The following is a 23,889-nucleotide window of genomic DNA, read 5'->3' as shown; positions in this document are numbered from 1 at the left end:
GCTCAGCGCTTCAAGGCCGGGCCATCGTAGGTGCCGCCGTTGGCGTTCTTCGCCAGGAACAGGCTCAGCGCGGTGATCACGTCGGAACCATAGGCGGGCTCGGGAAAGCGCTGCTGGCGCAGGCAATCGTAGAGGCGGTGCTGCATCGTGCGTACCTCGCCCTGGGAGACGCGGTAGGCCGGCCAGGTGGTGTAGGCCGCCTGCGCGCCCTGCGGGGTCAGCAGGTTGGGCAGTTCCTGCAGACGGATGCGCTGGCCGTCCACGGCGTGGCAGGTGGCGCAGGCGAAGTCGTAGGCGCCGCCACGATAGAAGAACATCTTCTGGCCGAGTGCGTAGACGCGCTTTTCCTCGGGGTGGCTGAGCTGCACGTTCATCTTCACGCCGCGCGATTCGCCGGCCAGGAAGGAGGCCAGGCGCTCGATGTCGGACGGCTTGCCGGTGGAGCCAAACGGGTTCTTCAGCGCCTCTTCCTGCGTCAGGCCCTGCAGCGTCACGCGGCAGTAGGCCAGGCGCTGCTCCAGGTCCATCACGCGGCCGGTGTCCTTGAAGAAGCGCGGCAGCTCGGCGTAGGCGCCCTTGGTCACGCCCGGGCCCTTGCCGAGGTCGCATTGCTCGAGCGAAGCGTTCTTCGGCCCGGCGGGCTTTTTCCACAGCTCCTCGCCGGCGGCTTCCCACAGCTCGGCGGGATTGCCTTCGGCCAGCATCTGCCGGTACTTGGCGATTTCCTCCGCGGTGCTGCCCTGGGCGTGCACCGCCGGTGCGGTGGCGGCGGCCGTGATGGCCAGCGCCACGGTGCCGGCCAGCGCCAGCGCGGCGCCCGCGTGGCGGCGTCTGATGGTTTTCATGGGGCTCTCTCCTCGTGGCCTTGCGAGGCTGCCGCCATGTGGCGCCAGCTGCGCGGGCCGTCTTATTGCTCGTCTTTGCGCTGCCGTCTTCCCGGCGCCGTGCCCGTCAGGTGCGAGACGGCGCTCAGGGCTTGATATACGCGTAGCCTTCCTCGAACTGCAGGCGCGCCACTTCGACCACGCCGGCCGGCACGACCTTGGCTTCCATCGACAGGCTGGACTCCGGGATCTTGCGCGCCGTCAGCGTGTTGCGGCAGACGCGGAACTCCACGCCCGAGCTGGCCAGCGAGGCGATCGCCGCCTCGAAGGTATTGCCGCGCGCATCGCGCGCGCCGTCGATGATGAAATCCACGCCGTAGCCCAGCGCCACCACCACGATCTTGGTGTCGGGGGCGCCGTTCAGGTGATTGCGCAGGTTGCCCATCGCGCGCACTGCCTGGTCCGTGCCTTCTGACAACTGATAGACCACCTTGACGCGTTTGCCCTTGCCCGCAGCCGGTGCCGCCGCCGGGGCCGCCTGGGCCGCCGCCTTGGCCGACAGGCCGATGGCCGCCAGCGCCGCCGTGGCCCGAATGAATGCTCGCCGCATGATCGCTATCCTTCCGGTCGCGCCCCCGCGCGCAACATGCGCCGGCCCGGGCCCGACATTCGACCTGAACCATAGCAGAGGATGCCGCCGGCCGCTTGCCCGGGTGGGGTCAGGAAATGGTGGCTTCGTCGGTCCGCTTGTCGCCGCGGTTGTCGATCCACGTCACCGTGACCTTGTCGCCCTTGGCGCCGCCCTTGAACTTGAAGTTCAGGAACGGATCCTTGGAGACGGCCGGGCCGAACTGGGCCTGGAACACGTCCTTGCCCTTGCACTGGACCGTCACGCTCTGGATATGCCAGGCCGGGATGGTCTTGCCGTTCGCGTCCTTGCGCTGGCCGGTTTCCATGTCGTGCTTCATCAGGATCTTCACGTCGACCACGCCGCCATTCTCGGCGGCGCGTACGCGCATCGGGTCTGCCATGTTCTCTGCTCTCTCGGTGATGGTTCGGGTGCGGTAGGTTCGGTGGGCGGCGCGGGCTTCAGCCGCCGCAGCCGCCGAGCGTCACCTTGATTTCCTTGGACGCCACATACCATTTGCCGCCAGCCTTGACGGCGGCGTATATCACCGAGGTCTGCCCCATCTTCACGCGGGTGGAGACGAAGGGCTCGGTGCCCGCCGGGATGGTGAAATCCGCGGCCAGCGTATTGGGGTTCTTTTCCACCAGAATGGCGATCTGCTCGGTGCCGGGGATGTTGCTGGTCACGGCGACCGGCACCACGGCGCCGTTCTCGGCGATATCGGGCGCGGTGAAGACGATGGCGGTGCTCTTCTCGGTACTGCTGCCGCCAAGCGCCTTGATCACGTCGGCCACGCTCTTGCCGTCGAAGGCGGTCTTGTTCCACTCGGCAGCCTGGGCTTCGCTGATCAGGCCGGTGGCGGCCATCAGGGCGAGCACCGAGGTGACCCGCAGCACGTCTCGTCGTTTCGAATTCATTGTTTCCCGTACTCCTGCGTTTTTCGTTCCGGCTTGGTTTTCATGGCCGCCGCGCCGTGCGGCGCGGCAGCGGGCGGTGCATCGCCGCCTGTCTTCGGGGACGTTTGCGCGCCCCCTGGGGTCCCGAAGCCGTGGCCGGTCCGGGCAGGGCTTGCCCTGGATGCCTTACTTCGCCGGGGCGCCTGCCAGCACCCACTCGACGACCGTCTTCAGGTCGGCATCGCTCAGGCCCGCGTTGGCAGGCATCGGGACCGGACCCCAGACCCCCGCACCACCGGCCTTGACCTTCTTGGTCAGCGTGGCCAGGGCGTTCTTGTCGCCCTTGTACTTTGCAGCCACATCCTTGTAAGCCGGGCCGACGAGCTTCTTGTCGACCTGGTGGCAACCCATGCAGGCATTCTTGTTGGCGATTTCCTGGGCCTTGGCGGCGTCGACAGCTGCGTTGGCCGAGGCCGCGCAGGCCAGCATCAGGGTTGCAATGACAAACTGCTTCATGTTTCTGCTCCGAATCGTGAGAGCCGTGGGGACGGCGGTGAGCCGCACGCTTGCGCGGCGGCATGCCGGCCGCACCACCGGGGCATGGAAGCGGCCAGTGCGCTATTTTGCCTCAAGAATCCACCCCACCACGGTGCGCAGGTCCGAATCGGGAATCTGCGCCTGGGGCGGCATCGGCATGCTGCCCCAGGCGCCCTGCCCGCCGGCCCTGATCTTGCCGGCCAGCGCGTCGAGCGCGTCCTGGCCCTGGTACTTGCGCGCGATGTCGGCAAAGCTCGGACCCACCAGCTTGCGGTCCGGCGCATGGCAGGCGGTGCACTGGTACTGCCCGGCCAGTTTCGCGCCTGCCGCCAGGGCTGTCCCGCCCGTTGCCGCCGCCGGTGCGCCACCGGCCGCCACGCCGCGCGTGGGCCCCACGGTGCGCTGCTGGGCGGCGAGATCGCCGTGCGCGTCGCGCGCATAGGCGGGCATGGACGACACCACCTTCACCGCGTCCGCGCAATGGCGCATGCAAGCCGTGTTGCGCGTATCGGGCCGGCCGCGCCCGGGCCACATGCCGTGCTGCAGCGTCATGCCGTCGCGGTTCGGCATCTTCTGCTGCACCTCGCCGATGTTGCGCTCCGACAGCGTGAAATCCGCCGGCACGATATCGCCCAGGTTGAGCAGGTAGGCGGTGACCGCGTAGACCTCGTCCGCCGACAGGCTGCGCGGCGCGTTCCACGGCATGGCGCGGTGGATGTAGTCCCACAGCGTGCTGACCGTGCTGACCTTCATCAGGGTGGTGCGGTAAGGCTGGTTGCCGGTCAGGGACGCGACCCGCCCGCGCTTGATGTCGTCGGCCGTGGTGCCGCCGACGATGGGCGAGAACACCTCGTTGGATTCGCCGAAGTCGCCGTGGCAGGAGGCGCACTTGCCGTCCCAGATGGCCTGGCCCTGCGCCACCGTGCCGCTGCCGTGCGGCAGGCCCCGGAAATCCGGCCGCACGTCGATGTCCCAGGCCTTGACCTCGGCTTCGGTGGCGGGGCGGCCGAGCGCGGCACGTGCGGCACTGGCTGCAGGCGCGGCGATCGCATGCAGGGACGCCAGCGCGGCCGTCGCAGCAAGGGCGAGGGCGAGCGCGCGCAAGCGCGCGGACTCAATCCACGTGGACATTGGAGACCTCGCCGCTATCGGACACCTGCCAGCTCTGGATGGCATTGTTGTGATAGATCGAGCGCGCGCCGCGCACCGCGCGCAATTGCGCCAGGCGCGGCTGCACGTAGCCCGTCTCGTCGACGGCGCGGCTTTGCAGGATGGCGGGCGCGCCGTCCCACACCCAGTCCAGGTTGAAGCGCGTCAGGCACTTGGACAGCACCGGCGTCTCCAGCCGCGCGCTGCGCCAGTTGCGCCCGCCGTCCACGGAGACATCGACGCGGCGCACGCGCCCGCGGCCCGACCATGCCAGCCCGCTGATGTTGTAGAAGCCCCGCCCCACCATCTGCTGCCCGCCCGAGGGCGTGGTGATGACGGACTTGCATTCCTGGACCGAGGTGTACTGCCGCAGCTTGCCGTCCGGCATCATGTCGACGTAGTGCACGGTCTCGTCCTTGGTGTTCCACGGCTGGTCGCCCAGCTCGAGCCGGCGCAGCCACTTGACCCACGACACGCCCTGCACGCCCGGCACCACCAGGCGCAGCGGGTAGCCGTTCTCGGGGCGCAGCATCTCGCCGTTCATGCCCCAGGCGACGATGATCTCGTCGGCCAGCTCCATCGGGATGGTGCGCGTCATGCCCGAGCCGTCGCCGCCCTCGGCCAGCAGGAAGCGCCCGCGCCTGAAGTCCGCGCCGGCATCGTCGAGCAGGACCTTGAGCGGCACCCCGGTGAACTCGCAGCACGACAGCATGCCGTGCGTGTACTGCACGGTCGGCACCGCCACGTTGCCCCACTCCATGCCGGTGTTGGCGCCGCACTCGATGAAATGCATGCGCGACACGGCCGGCAGGCGCATCAGGTCGTCCATGGTGTAGACGCGCGGCGTCCTGACCAGGCCATTGAGCATCAGGCGGTGGCGCGCCGGGTCGATGTCCTGCCAGCCCTGGTGGTGGCGCTCGAAGTGCAGGCCGTTGGGCGTGATGATGCCGAAGAAGCCCTGCAGCGGCGCGAACGCCACCGAGGCGGCGGAGACCCGCGTGAGCCCCGGCGATTCGCGCCGCACCAGGTTTTTCTCATAGGCCGAAGGCTGGCCGTAGGGGTGCGCGGCGACCGGCTGGCCCAGCGAGGTGGCCCACGGCTGCGGGGTGAGGATGGCGTCGTCGCCGGCGCTGCCGGCGGCGCGCGCCTTGCCGCCGACACCGGCCGCCAGCGCCGCGGCGGCGCCCAGGAAGCTGGTGCGCAGGAAGTCGCGGCGCGCGCTGCCGGGCTCTCCCCAGCCGTGCTGCGCGACGTCCTGACGTAGCGATGCGCTGACGAAATGCTCCGGCGCGCGCACGATGCGTCCGGGGCGGATCTGGTCCGGCACTGCGGTCTCCTCCGGCCCGCTCGTGCGGCACGGGATGTGCCGCCGGCATGCCTGTTGTCGTGCGGCGCCCGTCTCGCACGGGGCGCCGGTACAAGCCTGGCGCCGTGGCCGCGGCGCTAGCGGGCCCGCCTGCGCGGCGCGGGCGCGGCCTGCGGCATGAAGCGGTCGACCATGCCCGCGGGCAAGGCGCTGTCTTCGAGCCGGCTGGCCACCTGCACGCACACCGTGCGGCACAGCTCCACCACGCTTTCGTCGGCGATGGCGTAGAACACCAGGTTCGCTTCCTTGCGCCGCGACAGCACGCCGGCGCGGTACATGGCGGTGAGATGACGCGACACATTGGTCTGCGACGAGCCCACCGTATCCACCACGGTGCCGACCGGCTTCTCGCCGTCGCACAGGGCGTGCAGGATCTTCAGCCTGGTGGGTTCGGCAAGCAGGCTGAAATACCCGGATACCTTCTCGAATACGCGATCCATCTCGTCCATGGCGTTCAATATATTCGTATATGCGTGATTGCGCATATAGTGTTTACACCGGTGTGGTGCATTTCCGCGTGTGCGCTGCGTGATGCCCGAAATGCAAGCCGGTCGCCCGCACCCGCACCCTCGCCTTATCCGAGCATGTCGCGCCAGATGGCATCGGCCCACGCCTGCGCGTAGATGCCTTCCAGCGCGTTGGGCGCGGGCGACAGCCCGCCCGCGCCGGGCACCGTGACCATGGTGCGCTCCTGCGCGTCGTAGCGATGCACGCTGGCGATGTGGATGGCCTCGCGCGCCGAGGTGAAGCTGTAGCAGGTGTTGTTGTAGAGCGGCTGCGGATTGGGCGCCCGCCCCGCCAGCAGCGCGACGATGGCCGCGGCGGCGACCTTGCCGTGCTGGTTGGCCATATGGCCCGACTTCGGCATCAGCGGTGCGATCTGGATGGCGTCGCCGAGCACATGGATATTGGCCGCGGCCTTGGCCTCGAAGGTAAGGAAATCCACCTCGCACCACTTGCCGTTGGCCGTGGCCAGCCCGCTGGCCACGGCGATCGCGCCGGCGCGCTGCGGCGGCAGCAGGTTGATCACGTCGGCGCGCTCGTCGTCCTGCACGTCGAACTTGAGCGTGCCCGTGGCGGGATCGACGTCGACCGTGTCGTACTGCGGCCGGTACTCGATCATGTTCTTGTAGCGCGTGGCCCAGACCTGTTTGAACAGCGCGCCCTTGGAGGTGACATCCGGGTTGGCGTCGAGGATAAGCACCTTGCTGCGCGGCTTGGCGCGCAGCAAGTAGTCCGCCGCCAGGCAGGCGCGCTCGTACGGGCCGGGCGGGCAGCGGTAGGGTGCGAGGGGGATGGTGATGGCGAAGGTGCCGCCGTCGCGCATGGCTTCGAGCTGGCGGCGCAGGGCGACGGTCTGCGGCCCCGCCTTCCAGGCGTGCAGGATCTGTTCGCCGCCGGGCTTGCCGAGGCCGGGAATCGCGCCGGACAGCACCTCCACGCCGGGCGACAGCACCAGCCGGTCATAGGAAAGGGTGCCGCCGCCGGCGAGCCGCACCACGCGGCGCGCCGCGTCGATCGCGCTGACATGGTCGCGCACCACCTTCACGCCGTGGCGCCCGGCCAGCGCATCGTAGGACAAGGTGATGTCGCCAATGGCCTTGCTGCCGCCGAGCACAAGATTGGAAAGCGGGCACGAGACGAAGCGGTCATCGGGCTCGACCAGCGTGACCTCGATGCCGTGCCCGCTCCATTCGCGCAGGTAGCGCGCCGCCGTGGCGCCGCCATAGCCGCCGCCCACCACCACCACTTTTGCCGCGCGGGTGGCGGCGGCCGCCCGCGTCGCCTGCATCGCCTGCGCGCCGAGCAGCGCCGTGCCGGCGAGCGTGCCGAGGAATTCGCGTCTTTGCATGGGAAGTTCTCCTGGCCTGGCCGGATTTCAGCGCGCCCTGGAGGCGCCGTCGAGATGAAGCGAAGCGGTCCTGGACAGGCGCGCGGCCGCAGACAGTGCAAGCGGTCCGGCAAGGCCGCGCAGCGACGCCAGGATATGTTTGACAGTGCCTCTTAGCGGACTGCGGCGAACCAGGCCGCGATCGCCTCGATCTGCTGGTCGGTGTAGCCCTTGGCGATCTGCTGCATGACGGTGGCTTCGCGCTTGCCCTGCTTGAAGTCCTGCATCTGCCGGACCAGTTCGGAGCGGCTGCGGCCGGCCAGGCCCGGCACCGCGCTGTTGGCCGGCGCGCGCCCGGCGGGGCCGTGGCAGCCAGCGCAGGCGGCGGCCCAGTCGCGCGCCTGCAGCGCGGTGGCGCCCGCCTCCTGGGCGGCTTGCGCGTGCGCGGCCCGGGCCGTGGCCAGCAGCGCGAGCGCGGCAACGACAAGGGTGACGAAAGGGATCGCTCGTACGGAAATGGGGATCATGGGATCGGCTCCGGTGCCGCGCCGGGCGGCGTGCCAAACCCTATCATATCGGGCGGGCCAATGTGATGCGCAATCCGCAGATCGAACCGCGGATTGCGCCGCCGCGCTGATATGCCGGCGCTGTAACGGGTACGCGCAAAGGCGAGCCGGGGGCCAGCTTTGCGCGTCACCCGCCCCGCTGCCCGCCTCAGGGCAGGTTGCGGCCCGGCGGCAGCGCCACCGGGGAGCTGACCGGCGCCGCGACCGGGCTGCTGGTGGCGCCGGGCGCCGTGGTGTCGGGCGCCGGCTGGACCGGTGCCGGCTGCGCGGGCTGGGCCGGTGCCGCGCCGGAACTCTCGCCCTGCGGCGGGTTCTGCGAGCTGGCGGTGGCATCGAGCCTGGCGCGTTCTGTCTCGCTCACGTAGTCGAAGGCCTTGACCACCTTGACCACGCCGCTGGCATTGCGCGCCACGTCGGTGGCGCGGTCGCCCTCGGCCGGGGTGACCACGCCCATCAGGTAGACCACGCCCTTCTCGGTGACGACCTTGATCGAGTTGGACGGGATGCCTTCGGTGGTGATCAGCATGGTCTTGACCTTGCTGGTGATATACGTGTCCTGGCTCTGCGTGGCGAACGAAGGCGACGACACGATCTCCAGCTCGTCGATCACCTCGCGCGCATTGGGCAGGCCGCGCACGTACTGCTCCACCTGCTGCTTGACGTCGTTGTTCTTGGCCTCGCCGGTCAGCAGCACCTTGCGGTTGTAGACCGTGACGCTGATGCGGGCCTGGCCGTTGTAGCGCGAGTTCAGTGTGTTCTCGGCCTCGAGCTGCAGGCCGCGGTCGATGGCCTGGGTGCCGGTGGGCCGGCGGTCGGTGGCCATGGTCACGCCGCCGGCCATGGCGCCGGCGAGCACCGGGAAGCAGCCGGCCAGCTGCGTGGCGGCCACCGTCAGCACCGCGACCGTGGTGGCGGTGCGGGCCAGGCGGGCCAGGCGTCCGGCAGGCCGGACGGTGCGGGATTCACGCGGGTTGGGCAGAGTCGTCATGCGGTCCTTGCTGAAAGCGGTGAGGCAAAAATGGGCCATGAAGCAGGGTTGCGGGAAATGGCGACAGCGCGTGGCGCGCCGGGCGGGCTCAGCCCTCGCCCAGCAGCGCCTCGTCGATGCCGTCGCACAGGCAATGCAGGGTCAGCAGGTGGACTTCCTGGATGCGCGCGGTGCGCTCGCTGGGCACGCACAGGCTGACGTCGAACTCGTCGAGCAGGCCGGCGACTTCGCCGCCGCCCTTGCCGGTCAGCGCGACCACGCACATGTCGCGCTGCTTGGCGGCCATCACCGCGGCCACCACGTTGGCAGAGTTGCCTGAGGTGGAGATGGCCAGCAGCACGTCGCCCGGCTGGCCGAGCGCCTGCACCTGCCTGGAAAACACCACGCTGAAATCATAATCGTTGCCGACCGCGCTCAGGATGGAGCTGTCCGTGGTCAGCGCGATCGCCGCCAGGCCCGGGCGCTCGCGCTCGAAGCGGCCGATCAGCTCGGCGGCGAAGTGCTGGGCGTCCGCGGCCGAGCCGCCGTTGCCGCAGGCGAGGATCTTGTTGCCGCTGGTGAGCGCGCCCACCATGCGCTCGATCGCCGCGGCGATATGGGGTGCCATCACCGGCGCGGCCTGGCGCATGGTGTCGGCGCTGTCGAAGAAATGTTGCTGGATGCTATCGATATGCATGGCTCGATCGGCCCTGTTTGGTGTCGCTGCCTGTGTCCGGGCGCGGGGCGAGCCGCGCGATACCGCGCATTATGACGCACCCGCCCGCGCGGGCTGCCGCCCGCTAGCCGCCATCGGCCCCGAAGGCGCCGCGGATCCATTCGAGCCGGCCCGGCTCCAGCGCCACCACGTCGAGCCGGCAGCCCGGCTCGCCGCCCGCTGCCGGCTGCGCGGCCAGGAAGTGGGCCGCCGCCAGCAGGATGCGCCGCTGCTTGGCCGGCGTGACGCTGGCCGCCGCCCCGCCAAACGTCCGGCTGGCGCGCTCGCGCACCTCGACGAAAACCAGCGTGCCGTCGGCCTCGCGCATGATCAGGTCGATCTCGCCGCCTTTGCAGCGATAATTGCGAACCACGAGCGCGAGGCCGTGCCGCTCCAGGTGGGCCAGCGCGCGTGCCTCGGCGCGGGCGCCCTGCGCCTGCGTGGTGGATTTGAATGATGGATTCAACGGAAGTTCTCAAGCATGACTGACTGGATCTCCCTGGCGGCCGGCCAGTCCTACCCGTCCGGCACCCTGTACGTGGTGGCCACGCCGATCGGCAACCTGGCCGATCTCTCGCTGCGGGCCCTGCATGTGCTCGGCCTGGCCGACGCGATCGCCTGCGAGGACACCCGCAACACCGGCCAGCTGCTCACGCGCGTGGGCCTGCACCGGCCCCTGCTGGCCGTGCACGAGCACAACGAGCGCGAGGCGGCCCAGCGCATCAATGCGCGCCTGGCCGCCGGCGAGCGCATTGCCTATGTATCCGACGCCGGCACGCCCGGCATCTCCGACCCCGGCGCGCGCCTGGTGGAAGCGGCCCGCGCGGCCGGCCACAAGGTGGTGCCGCTGCCCGGCCCGAGCGCCGCGGTGGCCGCGCTGTCGGTGGCCGGCGAGATGCTGGACAGCGGCGGCGGGCGCTTTACCTTCGCCGGCTTCCTGCCGCCCAAGGCGCGCGCGCGCGCCGAAGCCATCGCCGCGCTGGCCACGCTGGATCACGCCTGGGTCGTCTATGAGGCACCGCACCGCATCGCCGATACCCTGGCCGCGCTGGCTGCGGCGCTGCCCGGCGAGCGGCGTCTGCTGATCGGCCGCGAGCTGACCAAGCTGTTCGAGGAAATTCCCGTGCTGCCGGTCGGCGAGGCGCCGGCCTGGCTGGCCGCGGACGCGTCGCGCGCCAAGGGCGAGTTCGTGCTGGTGGTCGAAGGCGCGGCGCCGGCCGCGCAGGATGCGGGCCAGCCCGATGCGCGCGCACAGCAGGTGCTGGGGCTGCTGCTGGCCGAGCTGCCGGCCAAGCGGGCCGCCAAGCTGGCCGCCGCCATCACCGGCGCGCCCACCGATGCGCTGTACCGGCTGGCGCTGGCGCAGCGGGCCGGCGACGACGCGGACAGCGAAGACTAGGACCGGCGCGCCGGCCGCGGCGCGGACCCGGCAAGGCTGCATGGTCCGCATCGCAGGCTCAGCGGTGCTTGCGCCGGGCCGCCGGCTTGCGCGTCTTGCGGGCCACGCGCACGGGCTGCTCGTCCGGCTTGTCGGACAGGTCGGGGCCGCCATTGGCGTCGTCGCCGCCATCGCCGCCGGCATCGTCGCCCGGCGCGATCTGCGGACCCAGCGCGGCGACCTCGCTGCGCGACAGGCGGCGGATCTCCACCTGGGTCGAGCCGTGCTCGGTAAAGCCAAGACGCCTGGCGGCGCCGTAGGAGACGTCGAGCACGCGGTTGCTGTGATACGGGCCGCGGTCGTTGATGCGCACCACCGCTACCTTGCCATTGCGCAGGTTACGGACCAGCACCCAGCTGTCGAGCGGCAGCGAGGGATGGGCGGCGGTCATCGCGCGCATGTCGAAGCGCTCGCCGTTGGCGGTGCGGCGGCCGTGGAAGCCTTTGCCATACCAGGAAGCGGTGCCGCGCTGCTCGTAAGAGCCGAGATCGGGCCGCAAGCCCTCGAACGAGCCCTGCCCGCCATCGGCGAGGCCGTCGTTGCCGCCCCAGCGGAACAGGCCCCAGCCATTGCCGCTATCCTTCCCCCCATCTTTTTGCGCCTGATCCTGCCCATTGGACCTGGCGTCCCTGCCACCTTTGTCCGGCCTGGCGGCCTTGCCGGGCTTGGCAGGCTTGGCCGTGGTGGCGGTCGGCGCGCTTTCCTGCTCTTCGCCTCCCGGAGGCAAGGCGCAGGCCGCCAGCGCCAGCGCACAGGTGGCGTGCAGGCACAGTCGGGCGATCCGCCCGGGGCGGGAAAGTAGGGGTGGTAACCATGGCATCGCGCGAGTCTAGCATCAGGCAGTTGGGCCTATGCTCTTGATTTTGTTACGAATTGTCTGTAACAAAATCGAAAAATCACGAAAAAGCCGCCGCGACGGCGTACCCGTTGCAGCGGGCCGCGGGGCGCAGGCCCAGTCCTGGCAAGGCTTTGCGGTGTGATGCGGGCATGGCTTCGCGGCGCCGGCAGCCGCCCGGCACGGCCCGACGTGGCGGTGTGCCCGACGCTACAATGCACGACATCGTGCGCCGGCCCGGCGGCTCGCGCGCACGCAGAACCCACATTCCAGGTCCATCCCCGCCTTCTCATGCAAGTCCTCCTGATTCCCGTTACGCCCTTCCAGCAGAACTGCGCGCTCCTGATCGACGAGACCACCGGCCGGGCCGCGGTAACCGACCCCGGCGGCGACCTCGAGCGCATCCACGCGGCGCTCAGGGAACGCGGCGTCACGCTGGAGAAGATCTTCCTGACGCACGGCCACCTGGACCATTGCGCGGGTGCCGCGGCACTGGCGCGCGAGCTGGGCGTCCCCATCGAGGGCCCGCATGAGGACGAGCGCTTCTGGATCGACCAGTTGCCGGAGCAGACGCACCGCTTCGGCTTCGGCCATGCCGAAGTGTTCGAACCCCAGCGCTGGCTCGATACCGGCGACACCGTGCAGTTCGGCAGCGAGACGCTGGAGGTCTACCATTGCCCCGGGCACACCCCGGGCCACGTGGTGTTCTTCTCGCGCGCGCACCGGCTTGCCATCGTCGGCGACGTGCTGTTCGCCGGCTCGATCGGACGCACGGATTTTCCGCGCGGCAACCACGGCGACCTGATCCGCTCGATCCGCACGCATCTCTGGCCGCTCGGTGAGGATGTCACCTTCGTGCCCGGCCACGGCCCGGTCTCGACGTTCGGCGACGAGCGCAAGAACAATCCCTATGTGGCGGACCACCTGATCGACGCGGGCTGAGCGCCGCCGCCCTTTCCGGACTTCCTCTTCTCCGAGCAGCCATGGCCAAGCGACAGGCACCCGACACCCGCCCCGAGATCTATGTGAGCACCGACGTGGAAGCCGATGGCCCCATCCCGGGCCCGCACTCCATGCTGTCCTTCGCCTCCGCGGCGATGCTGGCGGACAAGACCGTGCTCGGTACCTTCTCGGCCAACCTGGAGACGCTGCCCGGCGCGGCCGGCCATCCGGCGCAGATGCAGTGGTGGCTGACCCAGCCGGAAGCCTGGGCGGCCTGCCGCCAGAACCCGGAGCCGCCGGCGCAGGCCATGGTGCGCTATGTGGAGTGGGTGGAAAGCCTGCCCGGCAAGCCAGTCTTCGTGGCCTTTCCGGCCGGCTTCGATTTCACCTGGATGTTCTGGTACATGATGCGCTTCGCCGGCCGCTCGCCGTTCGGCTGGGCCGCGCTCGACATCAAGACGCTGGGCTTCGCCATGACCGGCCTGCCTTACCGCAAGACGGTCAAGCCCGCCCTGCCCGAGGCCTGGAAGGATCCCCTGCCGCACACGCACGTGGCGCTGGACGACGCGCTGGAGCAAGGCGCGCTGTTCTGCAATATGCTGGCCGAGTTGCGCGCGCGCGAGGCCGCGGCGGCGGCGGTCAGCCCGCCCGGCACCGCGCCGGGCTGACCCGGGCGGTGCCGGGCGGGGCACCGCGATGTCACGCGAAGCTCGCATCCTGCGTCGCGCCGCCTATAGTTAAGTCGTATATGGTCCCGAACCATCCGCGTTCCGGGTTGCCACGCCGCCATCCCATATACGGCCCTAGCGTCCCGGCCGGCGCGTGCCACGCCCAGGAGGTGTTGCCCATGCGTTTCCACCCGGAGCTGCATATCAGGCAAATGGCCGGCCGGCTGCACTGGCCGCACCTGCACTGGCCACATCCGATGCAACACAGGCGCGAGGAGCGCCCCCGCCGCGACCAGGCGCACTGGCATTCGCTGCAGGAAGACGCCGAGGTCGCCAAGGCCACGCTCTACGTCAGCGCGGTGACGCTGGTGATCCTGCTGGTGGTGCTTGCGGCAATCGCTTTCGGTCAGGAGGCCATGCACTGGCTGGGTGTTCATTAGACGACCCGCCTGAAGCAGTCGTGTCTGTCTGACCGGGCCGGCCCCCACCTTGCGTGGGGGCCGGTTTTATTTGAGGGATTGACGGGGTGCGATCTGCCCGCCGCGGGGCTCAGGGCTAGCAAGCCCCGCGTGCCCGGGGACTTCCGTTTGCAGCCCGCGGCAACCTCAGGCCAGCAGCGGCACCACGTTCTTGGGCGGCCGCCCGATCGCCGCGCGGCGGTTACGCACCACCACCGGACGCTGCAGGAGGATGGGATTGTCGGCGACCGCGTCCAGCACCTCGGCATCGGTGAGGCCCGGATCGGCCAGGCCCAGCTCCTTGTAAGGCGCTTCGTTGTCGCGCACCATTTCGCGCACCGACACGCCGAGCATGGTGTGAAGCTGCTTGAGCGTGGCCAGCGTCGGCGGCGTCTTCAGGTATTCGACGATTTCCACGGGCTCGCCCAGCCGCGCTGCGGCAGCTTCGACCAGCGCCAGCGTCTCGCGCGACTTGGAGCAGCGGGGATTGTGATAGATGGTGATCATGGCGGTCTTCCTAGTCCGATACCCTGCGCACGGACGCGCAAACCCGCACTATACAAGCGGCACGGCGCGACCGCATCCCGCTCAGCCGGCGCCCGCCCGGGCCGGTGCAAGCGCGCGCACGGCCGCCACGGTGGCCCGCAGCCCGGCACGCAGCGGCTTGTCATGGCGCAGCACCAGCGCCAGCGTGCGCGCCAGCGGCGGTGCCAGCGGGCGTACGGCGATGCGTGCGCGCGGCTGCCCGGGCGGCAGGGCCATGCCGGGCAGTACCGAATAACCCAGGCCGGCGCCGACCAGTTCCTTGATGGCCTCCACGCTGTCCAGCTCCATCACCGGACGCGCGCTGATGCCGGCGCGCAGGAACCACTCGTCCACCAGCCGGCGCGTATTGCCGCCGGGCGAGAACAGCACCAGCGGGCGTCCGGCCAGGTCGGCGGGCGCCACGGTGGCCGGCAAGGGCTCGTCGTCGGCAGGGCCGATGGCGACGAAGGGGTCCTGCAGCACCGGCGTGATGTCCAGCGTGCGTCCCGCGGCCGGCAGCGTGACGAAAGCCAGGTCCAGCGCATTGTCTTCCACCGCCTTGAGCGCTTCGCCGGTATTGAGCGTGCTGACCACGATCTCCAGCGCCGGCAGGGTGCGGCGCAGTTCGCGCAGCACCGAGGGCAGCAGGTAGATGCAGGCGGTGGCCCCGGTGCCCAGCCGCACCCGCCCGATCACGCCGCCTGCGTGGCGCGCCATGCTGTCGTCGGCCGCCGCCAGCGCGCCGGCCACGCCACGCGCGTGCGCCAGCAGGTCTTCGCCGGCAGCGGTGGCGACCACGCGGCGCCCCACCCGCTCCAGCAGGCGCAGGCCGTAGCGCTGCTCGAGCTGGCGCACCTGCAGGCTGACCGCCGGCTGGCTCAGGCCGAGGCGCTCGGCGGCGGCCGAGAAACTGCCCAGCTCGCAGACCAGGGCGAACGCTTGCAGGAAATCGGGATTGAGGTGGCGCATGGCAAATAGCGAACGGCGGCGGCAAGCAGGATCGGGCAAGCGGCAAGCGGGCAAGCTGCAAGCGGCGAATGGCAAAGAAATACTTATGCACGGCATAAGTCAGCGAAGCTTCCTTTATAGCATCGCGGCGCGGTAAGGTAGCGGCACTACCTGATCGCCCAGCGTTCCCTCCGGGGTTCGCTCCTGCCCCAGACATTGCCGCCCATGAAGACGCCTCTCGCCACCCTTTCCGCAGCCTCGGCCACGCCGCTGGCCGTGGCCAACGCCACCGCCGCCGTGCAGGGCGGCGCCAGCCCGTCGGTACGCGATGCGACCGCGGCCGACATCCCCGCCATCCAGGCCATCTACGCGCACCACGTGCGCCATGGCCGCGCCTCCTTCGAGGAGGTCGAACCGGGTGTGGACGACATGCGCCTGCGCCACGCCGAGGTCAGGCGCCAGGGCCTGCCCTACCTGGTGGCCGAGCGCGGCGGCCAGGTGCTCGGCTATGCCTATGCCTCGGCCTACCGCACGCGCAGCGCCTACCGCTTTGCCATCGAGGACTCGGTCTATATCGACGAACGCCATCGCGGCCAGGGCCTTGGCCTGGCGTTGCTGGCGGCGCTGGTGTCGCGCTGCGAGAACGGCCCGTGGCGGCAGATGGTGGCGGTGGTGGCCTGCACCGCCAGCGGCGAGGGCGCCGGCTCGCTGGCCCTGCACGAGCGCTTGGGCTTCCGCACCATCGGGCGCTTGCAGGCGGTGGGGTTCAAGCACGGGCAGTGGATCGATACCGTGCTGATGCAGCGCGCGCTGGGCGACGGCGACGAGAGCCTGCCGGCCGGGCACGCCGCCAGGCTGTAGCGCCTGGCGCGCGGCGCCAACGCCGCGAATCATATCGGAGAATAAAAAATGGCCGCTTGAAAGCGGCCAGATTATTTATCCCCTGAATGCCCGGGTTCCGGGCCGGTGCCATACGGCCCCGGAGCACCAGCCCGGAACTCAAGCAACCTTGCTCCGGGCGGCGGCGCCAACGCACCGACGCCCGGATGCCCGCCCGCCGCGAACCCGTTGCAGCGGGCGGCGAGCCGGTTCAGCCCATCAGGTCCGACAGCGCCAGGGCCACCACCTTGGTGGCGCGGTTCAGGTCGTTCAGGCGCAGGTTCTCGTCCGAATTGTGGCCGCGGGCTTCCATCAGCGTGCGCGGGCCGGCGCCGTACAGCACGGTGGGAATGCCGCGTGCGGTGTAGTGGCGCGCATCGGTGTAGAGCGGCACGCCTTGCACGGGGATCTCCACGCCGAACACTTCCTCGGCGCGGCTCTTGAGCGCGTCGATCAGTTTCTCCACGCCCGGCAGCTCGGACAGCGGCTCGGCCAGGATGATGCGCTCGACCTTCGCTTCGATGCCCGGGCGCTGCGCGGCGGCCTTCTCGACCACGGCGCGGATCTCGCCTTCGGCATCGAAGCCGATTTCCTCGGGGATCATGCGGCGGTCGACACGGAAGGTCACCAGGTCAGGCACCACGTTGGTATTGATGCCGCCCTTGATCAGGCCGACGTTCAGCGTGGCGGTATCGATGCCCGGCGTCTTCGACTTGCGTGTGGCCAGTTCGGCGCGCAGGCCGTAGATGGACTGCAGGATATGGGTGGCGGCCTCGATGGCGTCCACGCCGGTATGCGGCATGGCGGCGTGGCCCTGCTTGCCCTTGACCGTCACTTCCACGTGCAGGCAACCGTTGTGGGCCGAGGTGATGCCGTAGGAGAAGCCCGCCGAGATGGCGTAGTCGGGCTTGCTCAGGCCCTGGTCGAGCAGGAACTTGGGACCGATGTCGCCGCCGGTTTCCTCGTCGTAGGTGAACTGCAGCTCGACCGTGCCATTGAGCTTTGCGCCCTGCTTCTCGGCTTCCATCAGCGCCAGCACCGCGTAGGTGTAGGTGGCGAAGTCGGACTTGGACACGGCCACGCCGCGGCCGTACATGACCGGGCCGTGCTCGCTGTCGCCGATCTCGGCGCCGTACGGGTCCTTGGTCCAGCCCAGGCCCGGGGGCACCACGTCGCCGTGCGCGTTCATGGCGATGGTGGGGCCGCCGCTGCCGAAGGTCTTGCGCACGACCAGGTTGGTGGCGCTGATCATGCCGGCGGCCTTGACCAGTTCGTCGGGCACCTTGTGTGCCTCGACCTGGAAGCCCAGCCCTTCGAGCAGGACCTTGGCGCGGCTGCCGTGCGCGTCGCAGTCACCGGGCGGATTGTCGGAGGGCACCTTGACCAGCTCGGCCAGGAAGGACTCCTGCGCGGGGCGCTGCGTGTCGATGTAGGTGGTGAGCGTGGTCTGCAGCGGGCTTACGTTGTCTCGTGCGGTCATATCCTGTCTCGGCGGTTTTCGGTTTTCGGTATAGCGGTATTGCGGGAATGTGGTTGCTGCCGCGCTCTTATCGCTGCGGCGCGGAATGCTTGTCGAAGTGCTCGACGAAATCGGTGAACACCGCGGCCGCGCTGGCGGCATCCCCGGCGGTCATGATCTCGGTGGGGTGGTGGCTGATGCCGCCGTTGCCGCAGCGCACGAACAGCATGGCCACGTCGGCGATGGCGGCGATCGCCATGGCGTCATGGCCGGCGCCGGACGGCAGGTGCCGCACCGGCAGGCCCTGGCGGGCGATGGCATCGGCCCACTGGCGTTGCAGCCACGGCGCGCACGGCACGCTGACGGCCTCGTGGGTCTTGCGGATCTGCACGCGCACGTTGCGGCGCGCGCACACGCGCTCGATCTCGGCCAGCACGTCGTTCACCGCGGCCTGGCGCACGGCGTCCTCGCCGGCGCGGATGTCGATGGAGAACACCGCGCGTCCCGGCACCACGTTGGCGGCGCCGTTGGGTACGTTGAACTGCCCCACGGTGCCGACCAGGCCGGCCATGCCGCCGCAGCGGCGCTCGATGAACAGGCCGATCTCGGCACCGGCCATGGCCGCGTCGCGGCGCATGTCCATGGGCACCGTGCCGGCGTGGCCGGCCAGGCCTTCGAGCTCGATGATGAAGCGCGTGGCGCCCGAGATCGCCGTCACCACGCCCAGTGCCAGCCCATCGTTGAGCAGCACCGGGCCTTGCTCGATATGCACTTCCACGAACGCCAGCACCTTGTCGCGCGGGTGCGCGGCGGCATCCAGCCCGGCGGGGTCGAAGCCGGCCGCGCGCATCACGTCGCGCATGGTCTGGCCAGCGTCGTCCACGTTGTCCAGCACCTTGGTGTCGAAGGTGCCGGCGATGGCGCGGCTGCCCAGCAGCGTGGCCTTGAAGCGCACGCCCTCTTCTTCCGCGAAGCCCACCACCTCGATGGCGAAGGGGAAGCGCTTGCCCTGGCGGTTCCATTCGGCCACGCAGGCGACCGGCAGGATCACGCCGAGGTTGCCGTCGTAGCGGCCGCCGTCGCGCACGGTGTCGAAGTGCGAGCCGGTGAGCAACGCCGGCGCATCCGGGCTGGTGCCCTCGTAGCGGCCGATCACGTTGCCGGCGGCATCGCGGCGCACCGTCATGCCGGCCTCGCGCATCCACGTGGCCAGCTGCGCCGCGGCGCCGTGATGGGCCTCGGTCAGGTAGGTGCGGGTGAGCATGCCGGGCTGCTCGGTGTGGACGGCCAGGTCGTCGGCCCAGGCCATGATGCGCGCGCCGGTATCGGGGGCGGGCGAGAGGGATGCTGCCATGCGTGTCTCCTGCTGGAAGTGCGTGCGCGGATGCGAAGGCGCCGTCTCAAGCAAGCACCGCGCCAGCGCTGCCATGGGGCAGGCCGGGCCGGGGTGCCGGGCGCCGCGACTCTCGTCGAGAGAGCTCTATTCTGTGCGATTCATCTTAGCACAGTGAATTCAAAAATTGCATACAAAAATGATATGCACTATATTGACCGGCACGTTCCAACAATTCGCTGCGGACAATCTGTCCCGGACAGCGAACTGCGTGGATTCCGCTCCAACAGGAGGGCCCATCCGCGAGCGCCGCCGCCTTCACCCGGCGCGGCGCACGGCACGCCAGGCCGGCCGCGCAGCAATGCAGCGCAGCGGCAGCCGGCATTCCTGCAGCCTTTGACAGGTCGCGCCAGCCAGGCATGGACGCGACCGCATGGAGACAACGATGCACCCAGCAGTCCAGCAGGGAGCCGCTTCCGGCCGCCCCCAGTCCGCTCCGCAATCCCCTTTCGCCCGTTTCGTTCGCTCGCTGTTCGGCCAGGTCCTGATCGCCCTGCTGCTCGGCACGCTGCTCGGCCTGTTCTTCCCTGAGTTCGCCGCCAGGCTCAAGCCGCTTGGCGATGCCTTCATCAAGCTGATCAAGATGCTGATCGGCCCCATCGTGTTCTGCGTGGTGGTGGCGGGCATCTGCGGCGCCGGCGAACTGAAGAAGGTAGGCCGGGTCGGCCTCAAGGCGGTGCTCTACTTCGAGGTGGTCACCACCATCGCGCTGGCGCTGGGCATCGCGCTGGCCTACCTGTTCCATCCCGGCACCGGCATGAACGTGAACCCGGCCTCGCTCGACGCCTCGGCGATGGCGGCCTACGTGGACACCGCCGACAAGATCAAGAGCGCCGGCACGGTGGACTTCCTGCTCAAGCTGATTCCCAACACGGTGATGGGAGCCTTCGCCAACGGCGACGTGCTGCAGGTGCTGCTGGTCTCGATCCTGTTCGGCTGCGCGCTGTCGCTGGTGGGCGAGCGCGGCCGCCCGCTGGTGGGCATCATCGATACGTTCTCGCACACGCTGTTCAAGATGATGGGCTTCATCATCAAGCTCGCGCCGCTGGGCGTGCTCGGCGCGGTGGCCTTCACCGTGGGCAAGTACGGCATCGGTTCGCTCAAGCAGCTCGGCTACCTGGTGATGGTGTTCTACGGCGCGGTCGCGCTGTTCGTGCTGGTGGTGCTGGGCACGGTGATGCGCCTGTGCGGCTTCTCCGTGCTCAAGCTGATCCGCTACCTGCGCGCCGAACTGCTGGTGGTGCTGGGCACGGCGTCGTCCGACAGCGTGCTGCCGCAGGTGATGAAGAAGCTGGAGTTCATGGGCATCAAGAAATCGGTGGTCGGCCTGGTGATCCCCACCGGCTATTCCTTCAACCTGGACGCGTTCTCGATCTACCTGACGCTGGCCGCCGTGTTCATCGCCCAGGCCACCAACACGCCGCTGGCCATGGGCGACCTGCTCGGCATCCTGGCGGTGGCGCTGGTCACCTCCAAGGGCGCGCACGGCATTCCCGGCTCCGCCATCGTGATCCTGGCCGCCACGCTGTCGGCGCACCCGGCCATTCCGGCCATCGGCCTGGTGCTGGTGCTGTCGGTCGACTGGTTCATCGGCATCGCCCGGGCGGTGGGCAACCTGGTCGGCAACTGCGTGGCGACCGTGGTCGTGGCGGCCTGGGAAAAGGACATCGACCGCGTGCGCGCGCACGATGTGCTCAACGGCAAGATCGATGCCACCGAGCTCGATGCGGGCCTCGCGCCGGCCCCGCATGAAGCGGGTCCGGCCACCCCCGGGGCAGCCCCGCTGCCCGGCGCGGCCGCAGGGCGCTAGAATCTCGGCATTCCTGATCACGAGAGGCCGCGCCAGCGCGCCACCATGCCCGAGCACATCGACCCTGCCATGACCGCCGAAGCGATCGCCGAAGACATCGTCGCGGCCATCGTTTCGCACCGGCTGCCGCCCGGCACCAAGCTGCGCGAGGAGGCGCTGGCCAGCGTCTACCGCGTCAGCCGCACCAAGGTGCGCGCCGCGCTGCTGATGCTGTCCAAGGACAAGGTCATCCAGATCGTGCCGGACAAGGGCGCCTTCGTGGCCAAGCCCAGCGCCGAGGAGGCGCGCGAAGTGTTCGCGGTACGCCGCATCCTGGAGGCGGCGCTGGCGCGCGAGTTCGTCACGCGCGCGACCGCCGCGGACTACAAGCGCATCGACCGCCATCTGGCCGCCGAGAAAAAGGCGCTGGCCGGCAGCGACGCGCAGGTGCGCACGCGCCTGCTTGGCGACTTCCACATCCTGCTGGCCGAGGTGGTCGGCAACGGCGTGCTGACCGGCATGCTGCAGGAACTGTCGATGCGCAGCGCCGTGATCACCATGCTCTACCAGTCCCGCCGCGATGCCGCCTGCTCCTCCGACGAGCACCGCGAATTCATCGAGGCGGCCCGCGCCGGCGACACCGAGCGCGCGGTGACGCTGATGGTGGAACACCTGAGCCATGTCGAGGCCGCGCTGCATTTCGAGCAGGCGCCGGCCGCGCGCGGCAAGGACCTGGTGACCGCGCTGCTCGCCTGAGCATGGGGGCCGCCCTGGCGCGGCCGCACATCAGCCTTGACCAGGGTCAAGACGCACCGGGCCGCCCTGCCCCATGATGGAACCGTCATGAAGCTGCGGGGGCGCGCTTCATGGCACTAGGTGGTCCGCGAGCGGATCCCCTGCCCGCACGCCGGCCTGGGTGCGGGCTTTTTCTTTTGCGCGGCCGCTTCCGTGCCGCCTGTTTCCTCGTCCTTGCCCTGCGCCGCGCCGGCCCGGCTTGTTGCGCGCCGCGCGTCCGCTTGTTGCTGCGGATGCGCGTGATCGAATCGCGGCATCGGAGTAGGATGTCGGAGGCCCAAGTCAGAGGCCGCTTAAAAGAAGATAAAAGAAGAGCAAAGGCACCCGCCAGGAGACAGACATGAACCGTTCCAGCCATTGCCCGGCCACGCCCGGGCCCGCCGCCATGCGGCCCGGCCCCGCGCTTGCGCGCGCCTGCCGCTGATCCGCCAGCCCGTCCTCCCGGGCCGGGCGCCATCCGATATTCGTCATCCGACCCCAACCGAGGGAGGGAAAGCCATGTCAAACGCATTCAGGGACGGCGTGCTGGCCGGCAAGGTCGTCTTTATCGCCGGCGCCTCGTCCGGCATCAACCTGGGGATCGCCCAGCACTTCGCCCGGGCCGGCGCGCGGCTCGCGCTGATCAGCCGCGATCCCGAACGCATCGCCGCGGCTGCCGCCACCATCAACGAGGCCGGCGGCAGCGCCATCGGCATGGCGGCGGACGTGCGCGACTACGGCGCGGTGGAGGCAGCACTGGCGCGCACGCGCGACGAGCTCGGCCCGATCGACATCGTGATCTCCGGCGCGGCGGGCAACTTCGTCGCGCCCGCGCTGGGCATGTCCGCCAATGGCTTCAAGACCGTGGTCGACATCGACCTGATCGGCACCTTCAATGTGTTCCGCGCGTGCTTCGCCTTCCTCAACGCGCCCGGTGCCTCGCTGATCGCCATCACCGCGCCGCAGGCCGTCAACGCCATGATGTTCCAGGCGCACGTCTGCGCCGCCAAGGCCGGCATCAACATGCTGGTGAAGTGCCTGGCGATGGAGTGGGGACCGGCCGGCGTGCGCGTCAACGGCATTTCTCCCGGCCCCATCGGCGGCACCGAGGGCATGGCGCGCCTGGCGCCCACGCCGGAGATGGAAGCCCGCTTCAAGGCGCGCCTGGCGCTGCGCGACTACGGCGAGAAGGACGACATCGCGGACACCGCGCTGTTCCTGTCCACCACCAATGCACGCTATATCACCGGCACCATCGTCGACTGCGACGGCGGCAGCAAGCTGGGCGATGCCTCGGCCGATGCCCTGCATCCGCCCAAGGCGCCCGGCAAGCCGGCCTGAGCCCGATTTTCTCCAGCCCTGATTGACAAGGATGACAGCATGACTTCTCCAGTGCTTTATCACGCCGCCGAAGGCGTGGCCACCATCACCCTGAACCGCCCCGACGTGCTCAATGCGCTCAACGCCGAACTGATGGCGGAACTGCGCGCCTCGGTGGAACGCGCCGCGCAGGACGCCGCCGTGCGCGCGGTGGTGCTCACCGGCAATGGCCGCGGCTTCTGCGCGGGGGCCGACCTCGCGGGCCGCCAGGGCGAGATGAAGGATTCCGGCACGCTGCTGCGCGAGCGCTACCACCCGATCATCCTGGCGCTGCGCAATATGTCCAAGCCCGTCATCACCTCGGTCAACGGCGTGGCCGCCGGTGCCGGCATGAGCCTGGCGCTGGCCGGCGACGTGGTGCTGGCGGGACGCTCCGCGTCCTTCATGCAGGCCTTCTCCAAGATCGGCCTGGTGCCCGACGCCGGCAGCACCTACTTCCTGCCGCGCTACGCCGGCGAGATGCGTGCCCGCGCGCTGGCCATCCTGGCCGAGAAGATCGATGCCGAGGAAGCGCACCGCATCGGCCTGGTATGGAAGGTCCATGCCGACGACGCCCTGGCCGCCGAGACCGCCAAGCTTGCCGCGCACCTGGCGCAGATGCCCACCTTCGCCTACGGCCTGATCAAGGAAGCGCTCAACGCCAGCATGGACAGCAACCTGCCCGAGCAGCTCGAACGCGAGGCTTCGCTGCAAACGCGTGCGTCGGGCAGCGAGGACTTCAGGGAGGGCGTGGCCGCCTTCCTCGAGAAGCGCAAGCCGGCGTTCAAGGGGCGCTGAGTTTTGCGCCGGCGTCCCGGCGCAAGCCGCCGGCCTCGCCCGATGCGGCGCCGGGCCGGGCCACCGCTCTGCCCTTGCGGGGAGAGGGCGGCCACCCGCCCCGGCGCACCCGAAAGAGTAGTCACCACACAGCAGCACAACGAAA

General features: G+C 69.7%; 27 protein-coding genes. 9 read left to right on the top strand and 18 right to left on the bottom strand.

Going from position 1 to position 23,889, the window contains the following annotated elements:
- Nucleotides 1-2 precede the first annotated feature (2 nt).
- The 13 genes from soxA to AB4Z48_RS06040 form a co-directional block, all read right to left on the bottom strand.
- The gene (gene soxA / locus AB4Z48_RS06100; RefSeq protein ID WP_441612986.1) at nt 3-845 is read right to left on the bottom strand and encodes a sulfur oxidation c-type cytochrome SoxA; all 843 of its coding nucleotides are present in this window, start codon (nt 843-845) and stop codon (nt 3-5) included.
- A 124-nt stretch (nt 846-969) separates the two neighbouring features.
- Nucleotides 970-1,434, bottom strand: coding sequence for a DsrE family protein (locus AB4Z48_RS06095; RefSeq protein WP_441612985.1), 465 nt, complete (start codon nt 1,432-1,434; stop codon nt 970-972).
- Between the two features lie 109 nt (nt 1,435-1,543).
- Nucleotides 1,544-1,855 carry a thiosulfate oxidation carrier complex protein SoxZ gene (soxZ, locus tag AB4Z48_RS06090; protein WP_441612984.1) on the bottom strand — a complete coding sequence of 104 codons (312 nt, stop codon included), beginning with the start codon at nt 1,853-1,855 and terminating at the stop codon, nt 1,544-1,546.
- Nucleotides 1,856-1,913: 58 nt separating this feature from the next.
- Entirely contained in the window at nt 1,914-2,369 is a 456-nt protein-coding gene (soxY, locus tag AB4Z48_RS06085; RefSeq protein WP_441612983.1) for a thiosulfate oxidation carrier protein SoxY, read from the bottom strand.
- A gap of 165 nt (nt 2,370-2,534) precedes the next feature.
- Nucleotides 2,535-2,864, bottom strand: coding sequence for a c-type cytochrome (locus AB4Z48_RS06080; RefSeq protein ID WP_441612982.1), 330 nt, complete (start codon nt 2,862-2,864; stop codon nt 2,535-2,537).
- Nucleotides 2,865-2,966: 102 nt separating this feature from the next.
- On the bottom strand, nt 2,967-4,016 hold the full coding sequence (locus tag AB4Z48_RS06075; RefSeq protein WP_441612981.1) for a c-type cytochrome: 1,050 nt from the start codon (nt 4,014-4,016) through the stop codon (nt 2,967-2,969).
- On the bottom strand, nt 4,000-5,361 hold the full coding sequence (soxC, locus tag AB4Z48_RS06070) for a sulfite dehydrogenase (RefSeq protein ID WP_441612980.1): 1,362 nt from the start codon (nt 5,359-5,361) through the stop codon (nt 4,000-4,002). The genes AB4Z48_RS06075 and soxC overlap by 17 nt, the downstream gene beginning before the upstream one ends.
- A 116-nt stretch (nt 5,362-5,477) precedes the next feature.
- A complete protein-coding gene (locus AB4Z48_RS06065; RefSeq protein WP_441612979.1) occupies nt 5,478-5,885 on the bottom strand; it encodes an ArsR/SmtB family transcription factor in 408 nt (135 codons plus the stop codon).
- Nucleotides 5,886-5,974: 89 nt separating this feature from the next.
- Nucleotides 5,975-7,252, bottom strand: coding sequence for an FCSD flavin-binding domain-containing protein (locus tag AB4Z48_RS06060; RefSeq protein ID WP_441612978.1), 1,278 nt, complete (start codon nt 7,250-7,252; stop codon nt 5,975-5,977).
- 152 nt (nt 7,253-7,404) lie between these two features.
- Nucleotides 7,405-7,758: a c-type cytochrome gene (locus AB4Z48_RS06055; protein ID WP_441612977.1), complete on the bottom strand. Its 354-nt coding sequence runs from the start codon at nt 7,756-7,758 to the stop codon at nt 7,405-7,407.
- Between the two features lie 187 nt (nt 7,759-7,945).
- Entirely contained in the window at nt 7,946-8,785 is an 840-nt protein-coding gene (locus tag AB4Z48_RS06050) for a BON domain-containing protein (RefSeq protein WP_441612976.1), read from the bottom strand.
- 88 nt (nt 8,786-8,873) lie between these two features.
- Nucleotides 8,874-9,461, bottom strand: a complete 588-nt coding sequence (locus AB4Z48_RS06045) for a phosphoheptose isomerase (RefSeq protein ID WP_441612975.1) — start codon at nt 9,459-9,461, stop codon at nt 8,874-8,876.
- Nucleotides 9,462-9,564: 103 nt separating this feature from the next.
- Nucleotides 9,565-9,945: a YraN family protein gene (locus tag AB4Z48_RS06040; protein ID WP_441612974.1), complete on the bottom strand. Its 381-nt coding sequence runs from the start codon at nt 9,943-9,945 to the stop codon at nt 9,565-9,567.
- A 15-nt stretch (nt 9,946-9,960) separates the two neighbouring features.
- On the opposite strand from AB4Z48_RS06040, the gene rsmI reads away from it, so the two are divergent.
- A complete protein-coding gene (rsmI, locus tag AB4Z48_RS06035) occupies nt 9,961-10,878 on the top strand; it encodes a 16S rRNA (cytidine(1402)-2'-O)-methyltransferase (protein WP_441612973.1) in 918 nt (305 codons plus the stop codon).
- A 58-nt stretch (nt 10,879-10,936) separates the two neighbouring features.
- On the opposite strand, the gene AB4Z48_RS06030 is transcribed toward rsmI, so the two are convergent.
- On the bottom strand, nt 10,937-11,737 hold the full coding sequence (locus AB4Z48_RS06030; protein WP_441612972.1) for a septal ring lytic transglycosylase RlpA family protein: 801 nt from the start codon (nt 11,735-11,737) through the stop codon (nt 10,937-10,939).
- 306 nt (nt 11,738-12,043) lie between these two features.
- Here AB4Z48_RS06030 and AB4Z48_RS06025 point away from each other — a divergent pair, with 306 nt between their 5' ends.
- The 3 genes from AB4Z48_RS06025 to AB4Z48_RS06015 all read left to right on the top strand — a co-directional run bounded on the left by AB4Z48_RS06025 (nt 12,044) and on the right by AB4Z48_RS06015 (nt 13,802).
- Complete coding sequence (locus AB4Z48_RS06025; RefSeq protein WP_441612971.1) at nt 12,044-12,694, top strand: MBL fold metallo-hydrolase; 651 nt, start codon at nt 12,044-12,046, stop codon at nt 12,692-12,694.
- 41 nt (nt 12,695-12,735) lie between these two features.
- Nucleotides 12,736-13,362 (top strand): exonuclease, encoded by a 627-nt coding sequence (locus AB4Z48_RS06020; RefSeq protein WP_441612970.1) that lies wholly within the window; start codon nt 12,736-12,738, stop codon nt 13,360-13,362.
- 179 nt (nt 13,363-13,541) lie between these two features.
- Nucleotides 13,542-13,802, top strand: coding sequence for a hypothetical protein (locus AB4Z48_RS06015; protein ID WP_441612969.1), 261 nt, complete (start codon nt 13,542-13,544; stop codon nt 13,800-13,802).
- 165 nt (nt 13,803-13,967) lie between these two features.
- Here the strand turns inward: AB4Z48_RS06015 and arsC are convergent, their stop codons facing one another.
- Together arsC and AB4Z48_RS06005 are read right to left on the bottom strand one after the other, a co-directional pair.
- A complete protein-coding gene (gene arsC, locus AB4Z48_RS06010; protein ID WP_441612968.1) occupies nt 13,968-14,327 on the bottom strand; it encodes an arsenate reductase (glutaredoxin) in 360 nt (119 codons plus the stop codon).
- An 81-nt stretch (nt 14,328-14,408) separates the two neighbouring features.
- Nucleotides 14,409-15,314, bottom strand: coding sequence for a LysR family transcriptional regulator (locus tag AB4Z48_RS06005; RefSeq protein WP_441612967.1), 906 nt, complete (start codon nt 15,312-15,314; stop codon nt 14,409-14,411).
- A 204-nt stretch (nt 15,315-15,518) separates the two neighbouring features.
- Here AB4Z48_RS06005 and AB4Z48_RS06000 point away from each other — a divergent pair, with 204 nt between their 5' ends.
- Complete coding sequence (locus AB4Z48_RS06000; RefSeq protein ID WP_441612966.1) at nt 15,519-16,154, top strand: GNAT family N-acetyltransferase; 636 nt, start codon at nt 15,519-15,521, stop codon at nt 16,152-16,154.
- A 229-nt stretch (nt 16,155-16,383) separates the two neighbouring features.
- Here the strand turns inward: AB4Z48_RS06000 and AB4Z48_RS05995 are convergent, their stop codons facing one another.
- Both AB4Z48_RS05995 and AB4Z48_RS05990 read right to left on the bottom strand, forming a co-directional pair.
- Complete coding sequence (locus tag AB4Z48_RS05995) at nt 16,384-17,652, bottom strand: M20/M25/M40 family metallo-hydrolase (protein WP_441612965.1); 1,269 nt, start codon at nt 17,650-17,652, stop codon at nt 16,384-16,386.
- A gap of 67 nt (nt 17,653-17,719) precedes the next feature.
- Entirely contained in the window at nt 17,720-18,985 is a 1,266-nt protein-coding gene (locus AB4Z48_RS05990) for an allantoate amidohydrolase (protein WP_441612964.1), read from the bottom strand.
- 424 nt (nt 18,986-19,409) lie between these two features.
- Here AB4Z48_RS05990 and AB4Z48_RS05985 point away from each other — a divergent pair, with 424 nt between their 5' ends.
- The 4 genes from AB4Z48_RS05985 (at nt 19,410) to AB4Z48_RS05970 (ending at nt 23,744) form a co-directional block, all read left to right on the top strand.
- Nucleotides 19,410-20,834, top strand: a complete 1,425-nt coding sequence (locus AB4Z48_RS05985; RefSeq protein WP_441612963.1) for a C4-dicarboxylate transporter DctA — start codon at nt 19,410-19,412, stop codon at nt 20,832-20,834.
- Nucleotides 20,835-20,879: 45 nt separating this feature from the next.
- Nucleotides 20,880-21,569, top strand: a complete 690-nt coding sequence (locus tag AB4Z48_RS05980; protein WP_441612962.1) for a GntR family transcriptional regulator — start codon at nt 20,880-20,882, stop codon at nt 21,567-21,569.
- 537 nt (nt 21,570-22,106) lie between these two features.
- On the top strand, nt 22,107-22,928 hold the full coding sequence (locus AB4Z48_RS05975) for an SDR family oxidoreductase (RefSeq protein WP_441612961.1): 822 nt from the start codon (nt 22,107-22,109) through the stop codon (nt 22,926-22,928).
- 39 nt (nt 22,929-22,967) lie between these two features.
- The gene (locus AB4Z48_RS05970) at nt 22,968-23,744 is read left to right on the top strand and encodes an enoyl-CoA hydratase-related protein (RefSeq protein WP_441612960.1); all 777 of its coding nucleotides are present in this window, start codon (nt 22,968-22,970) and stop codon (nt 23,742-23,744) included.
- Nucleotides 23,745-23,889: the final 145 nt, after the last annotated feature.

Origin of the sequence: Cupriavidus sp. 2TAF22 (genome assembly GCF_052115045.1) — a bacterium.
In the GTDB taxonomy this organism is placed as follows: Bacteria; Pseudomonadota; Gammaproteobacteria; order Burkholderiales; family Burkholderiaceae; genus Cupriavidus.
Note: the sequence above shows the minus strand (reverse complement) of the source record. Positions and strands in the feature narration are given on the sequence as shown.

What these genes read in the sequence shown, in the direction of transcription:
- soxA (WP_441612986.1), bottom strand. Translation starts at nt 845, where the DNA reads ATGAAAACCATCAGACGCCGCCACGCGGGCGCCGCGCTGGCGCTGGCC.
- AB4Z48_RS06095 (WP_441612985.1), bottom strand. Translation starts at nt 1,434, where the DNA reads ATGCGGCGAGCATTCATTCGGGCCACGGCGGCGCTGGCGGCCATCGGC.
- soxZ (WP_441612984.1), bottom strand. Translation starts at nt 1,855, where the DNA reads ATGGCAGACCCGATGCGCGTACGCGCCGCCGAGAATGGCGGCGTGGTC.
- soxY (WP_441612983.1), bottom strand. Translation starts at nt 2,369, where the DNA reads ATGAATTCGAAACGACGAGACGTGCTGCGGGTCACCTCGGTGCTCGCC.
- AB4Z48_RS06080 (WP_441612982.1), bottom strand. Translation starts at nt 2,864, where the DNA reads ATGAAGCAGTTTGTCATTGCAACCCTGATGCTGGCCTGCGCGGCCTCG.
- AB4Z48_RS06075 (WP_441612981.1), bottom strand. Translation starts at nt 4,016, where the DNA reads ATGTCCACGTGGATTGAGTCCGCGCGCTTGCGCGCGCTCGCCCTCGCC.
- AB4Z48_RS06065 (WP_441612979.1), bottom strand. Translation starts at nt 5,885, where the DNA reads ATGCGCAATCACGCATATACGAATATATTGAACGCCATGGACGAGATG.
- AB4Z48_RS06060 (WP_441612978.1), bottom strand. Translation starts at nt 7,252, where the DNA reads ATGCAAAGACGCGAATTCCTCGGCACGCTCGCCGGCACGGCGCTGCTC.
- AB4Z48_RS06055 (WP_441612977.1), bottom strand. Translation starts at nt 7,758, where the DNA reads ATGATCCCCATTTCCGTACGAGCGATCCCTTTCGTCACCCTTGTCGTT.
- AB4Z48_RS06050 (WP_441612976.1), bottom strand. Translation starts at nt 8,785, where the DNA reads ATGACGACTCTGCCCAACCCGCGTGAATCCCGCACCGTCCGGCCTGCC.
- AB4Z48_RS06045 (WP_441612975.1), bottom strand. Translation starts at nt 9,461, where the DNA reads ATGCATATCGATAGCATCCAGCAACATTTCTTCGACAGCGCCGACACC.
- rsmI (WP_441612973.1), top strand. Translation starts at nt 9,961, where the DNA reads ATGACTGACTGGATCTCCCTGGCGGCCGGCCAGTCCTACCCGTCCGGC.
- AB4Z48_RS06030 (WP_441612972.1), bottom strand. Translation starts at nt 11,737, where the DNA reads ATGCCATGGTTACCACCCCTACTTTCCCGCCCCGGGCGGATCGCCCGA.
- AB4Z48_RS06025 (WP_441612971.1), top strand. Translation starts at nt 12,044, where the DNA reads ATGCAAGTCCTCCTGATTCCCGTTACGCCCTTCCAGCAGAACTGCGCG.
- AB4Z48_RS06020 (WP_441612970.1), top strand. Translation starts at nt 12,736, where the DNA reads ATGGCCAAGCGACAGGCACCCGACACCCGCCCCGAGATCTATGTGAGC.
- AB4Z48_RS06015 (WP_441612969.1), top strand. Translation starts at nt 13,542, where the DNA reads ATGCGTTTCCACCCGGAGCTGCATATCAGGCAAATGGCCGGCCGGCTG.
- arsC (WP_441612968.1), bottom strand. Translation starts at nt 14,327, where the DNA reads ATGATCACCATCTATCACAATCCCCGCTGCTCCAAGTCGCGCGAGACG.
- AB4Z48_RS06005 (WP_441612967.1), bottom strand. Translation starts at nt 15,314, where the DNA reads ATGCGCCACCTCAATCCCGATTTCCTGCAAGCGTTCGCCCTGGTCTGC.
- AB4Z48_RS06000 (WP_441612966.1), top strand. Translation starts at nt 15,519, where the DNA reads ATGAAGACGCCTCTCGCCACCCTTTCCGCAGCCTCGGCCACGCCGCTG.
- AB4Z48_RS05995 (WP_441612965.1), bottom strand. Translation starts at nt 17,652, where the DNA reads ATGACCGCACGAGACAACGTAAGCCCGCTGCAGACCACGCTCACCACC.
- AB4Z48_RS05990 (WP_441612964.1), bottom strand. Translation starts at nt 18,985, where the DNA reads ATGGCAGCATCCCTCTCGCCCGCCCCCGATACCGGCGCGCGCATCATG.
- AB4Z48_RS05985 (WP_441612963.1), top strand. Translation starts at nt 19,410, where the DNA reads ATGCACCCAGCAGTCCAGCAGGGAGCCGCTTCCGGCCGCCCCCAGTCC.
- AB4Z48_RS05980 (WP_441612962.1), top strand. Translation starts at nt 20,880, where the DNA reads ATGCCCGAGCACATCGACCCTGCCATGACCGCCGAAGCGATCGCCGAA.
- AB4Z48_RS05975 (WP_441612961.1), top strand. Translation starts at nt 22,107, where the DNA reads ATGTCAAACGCATTCAGGGACGGCGTGCTGGCCGGCAAGGTCGTCTTT.
- AB4Z48_RS05970 (WP_441612960.1), top strand. Translation starts at nt 22,968, where the DNA reads ATGACTTCTCCAGTGCTTTATCACGCCGCCGAAGGCGTGGCCACCATC.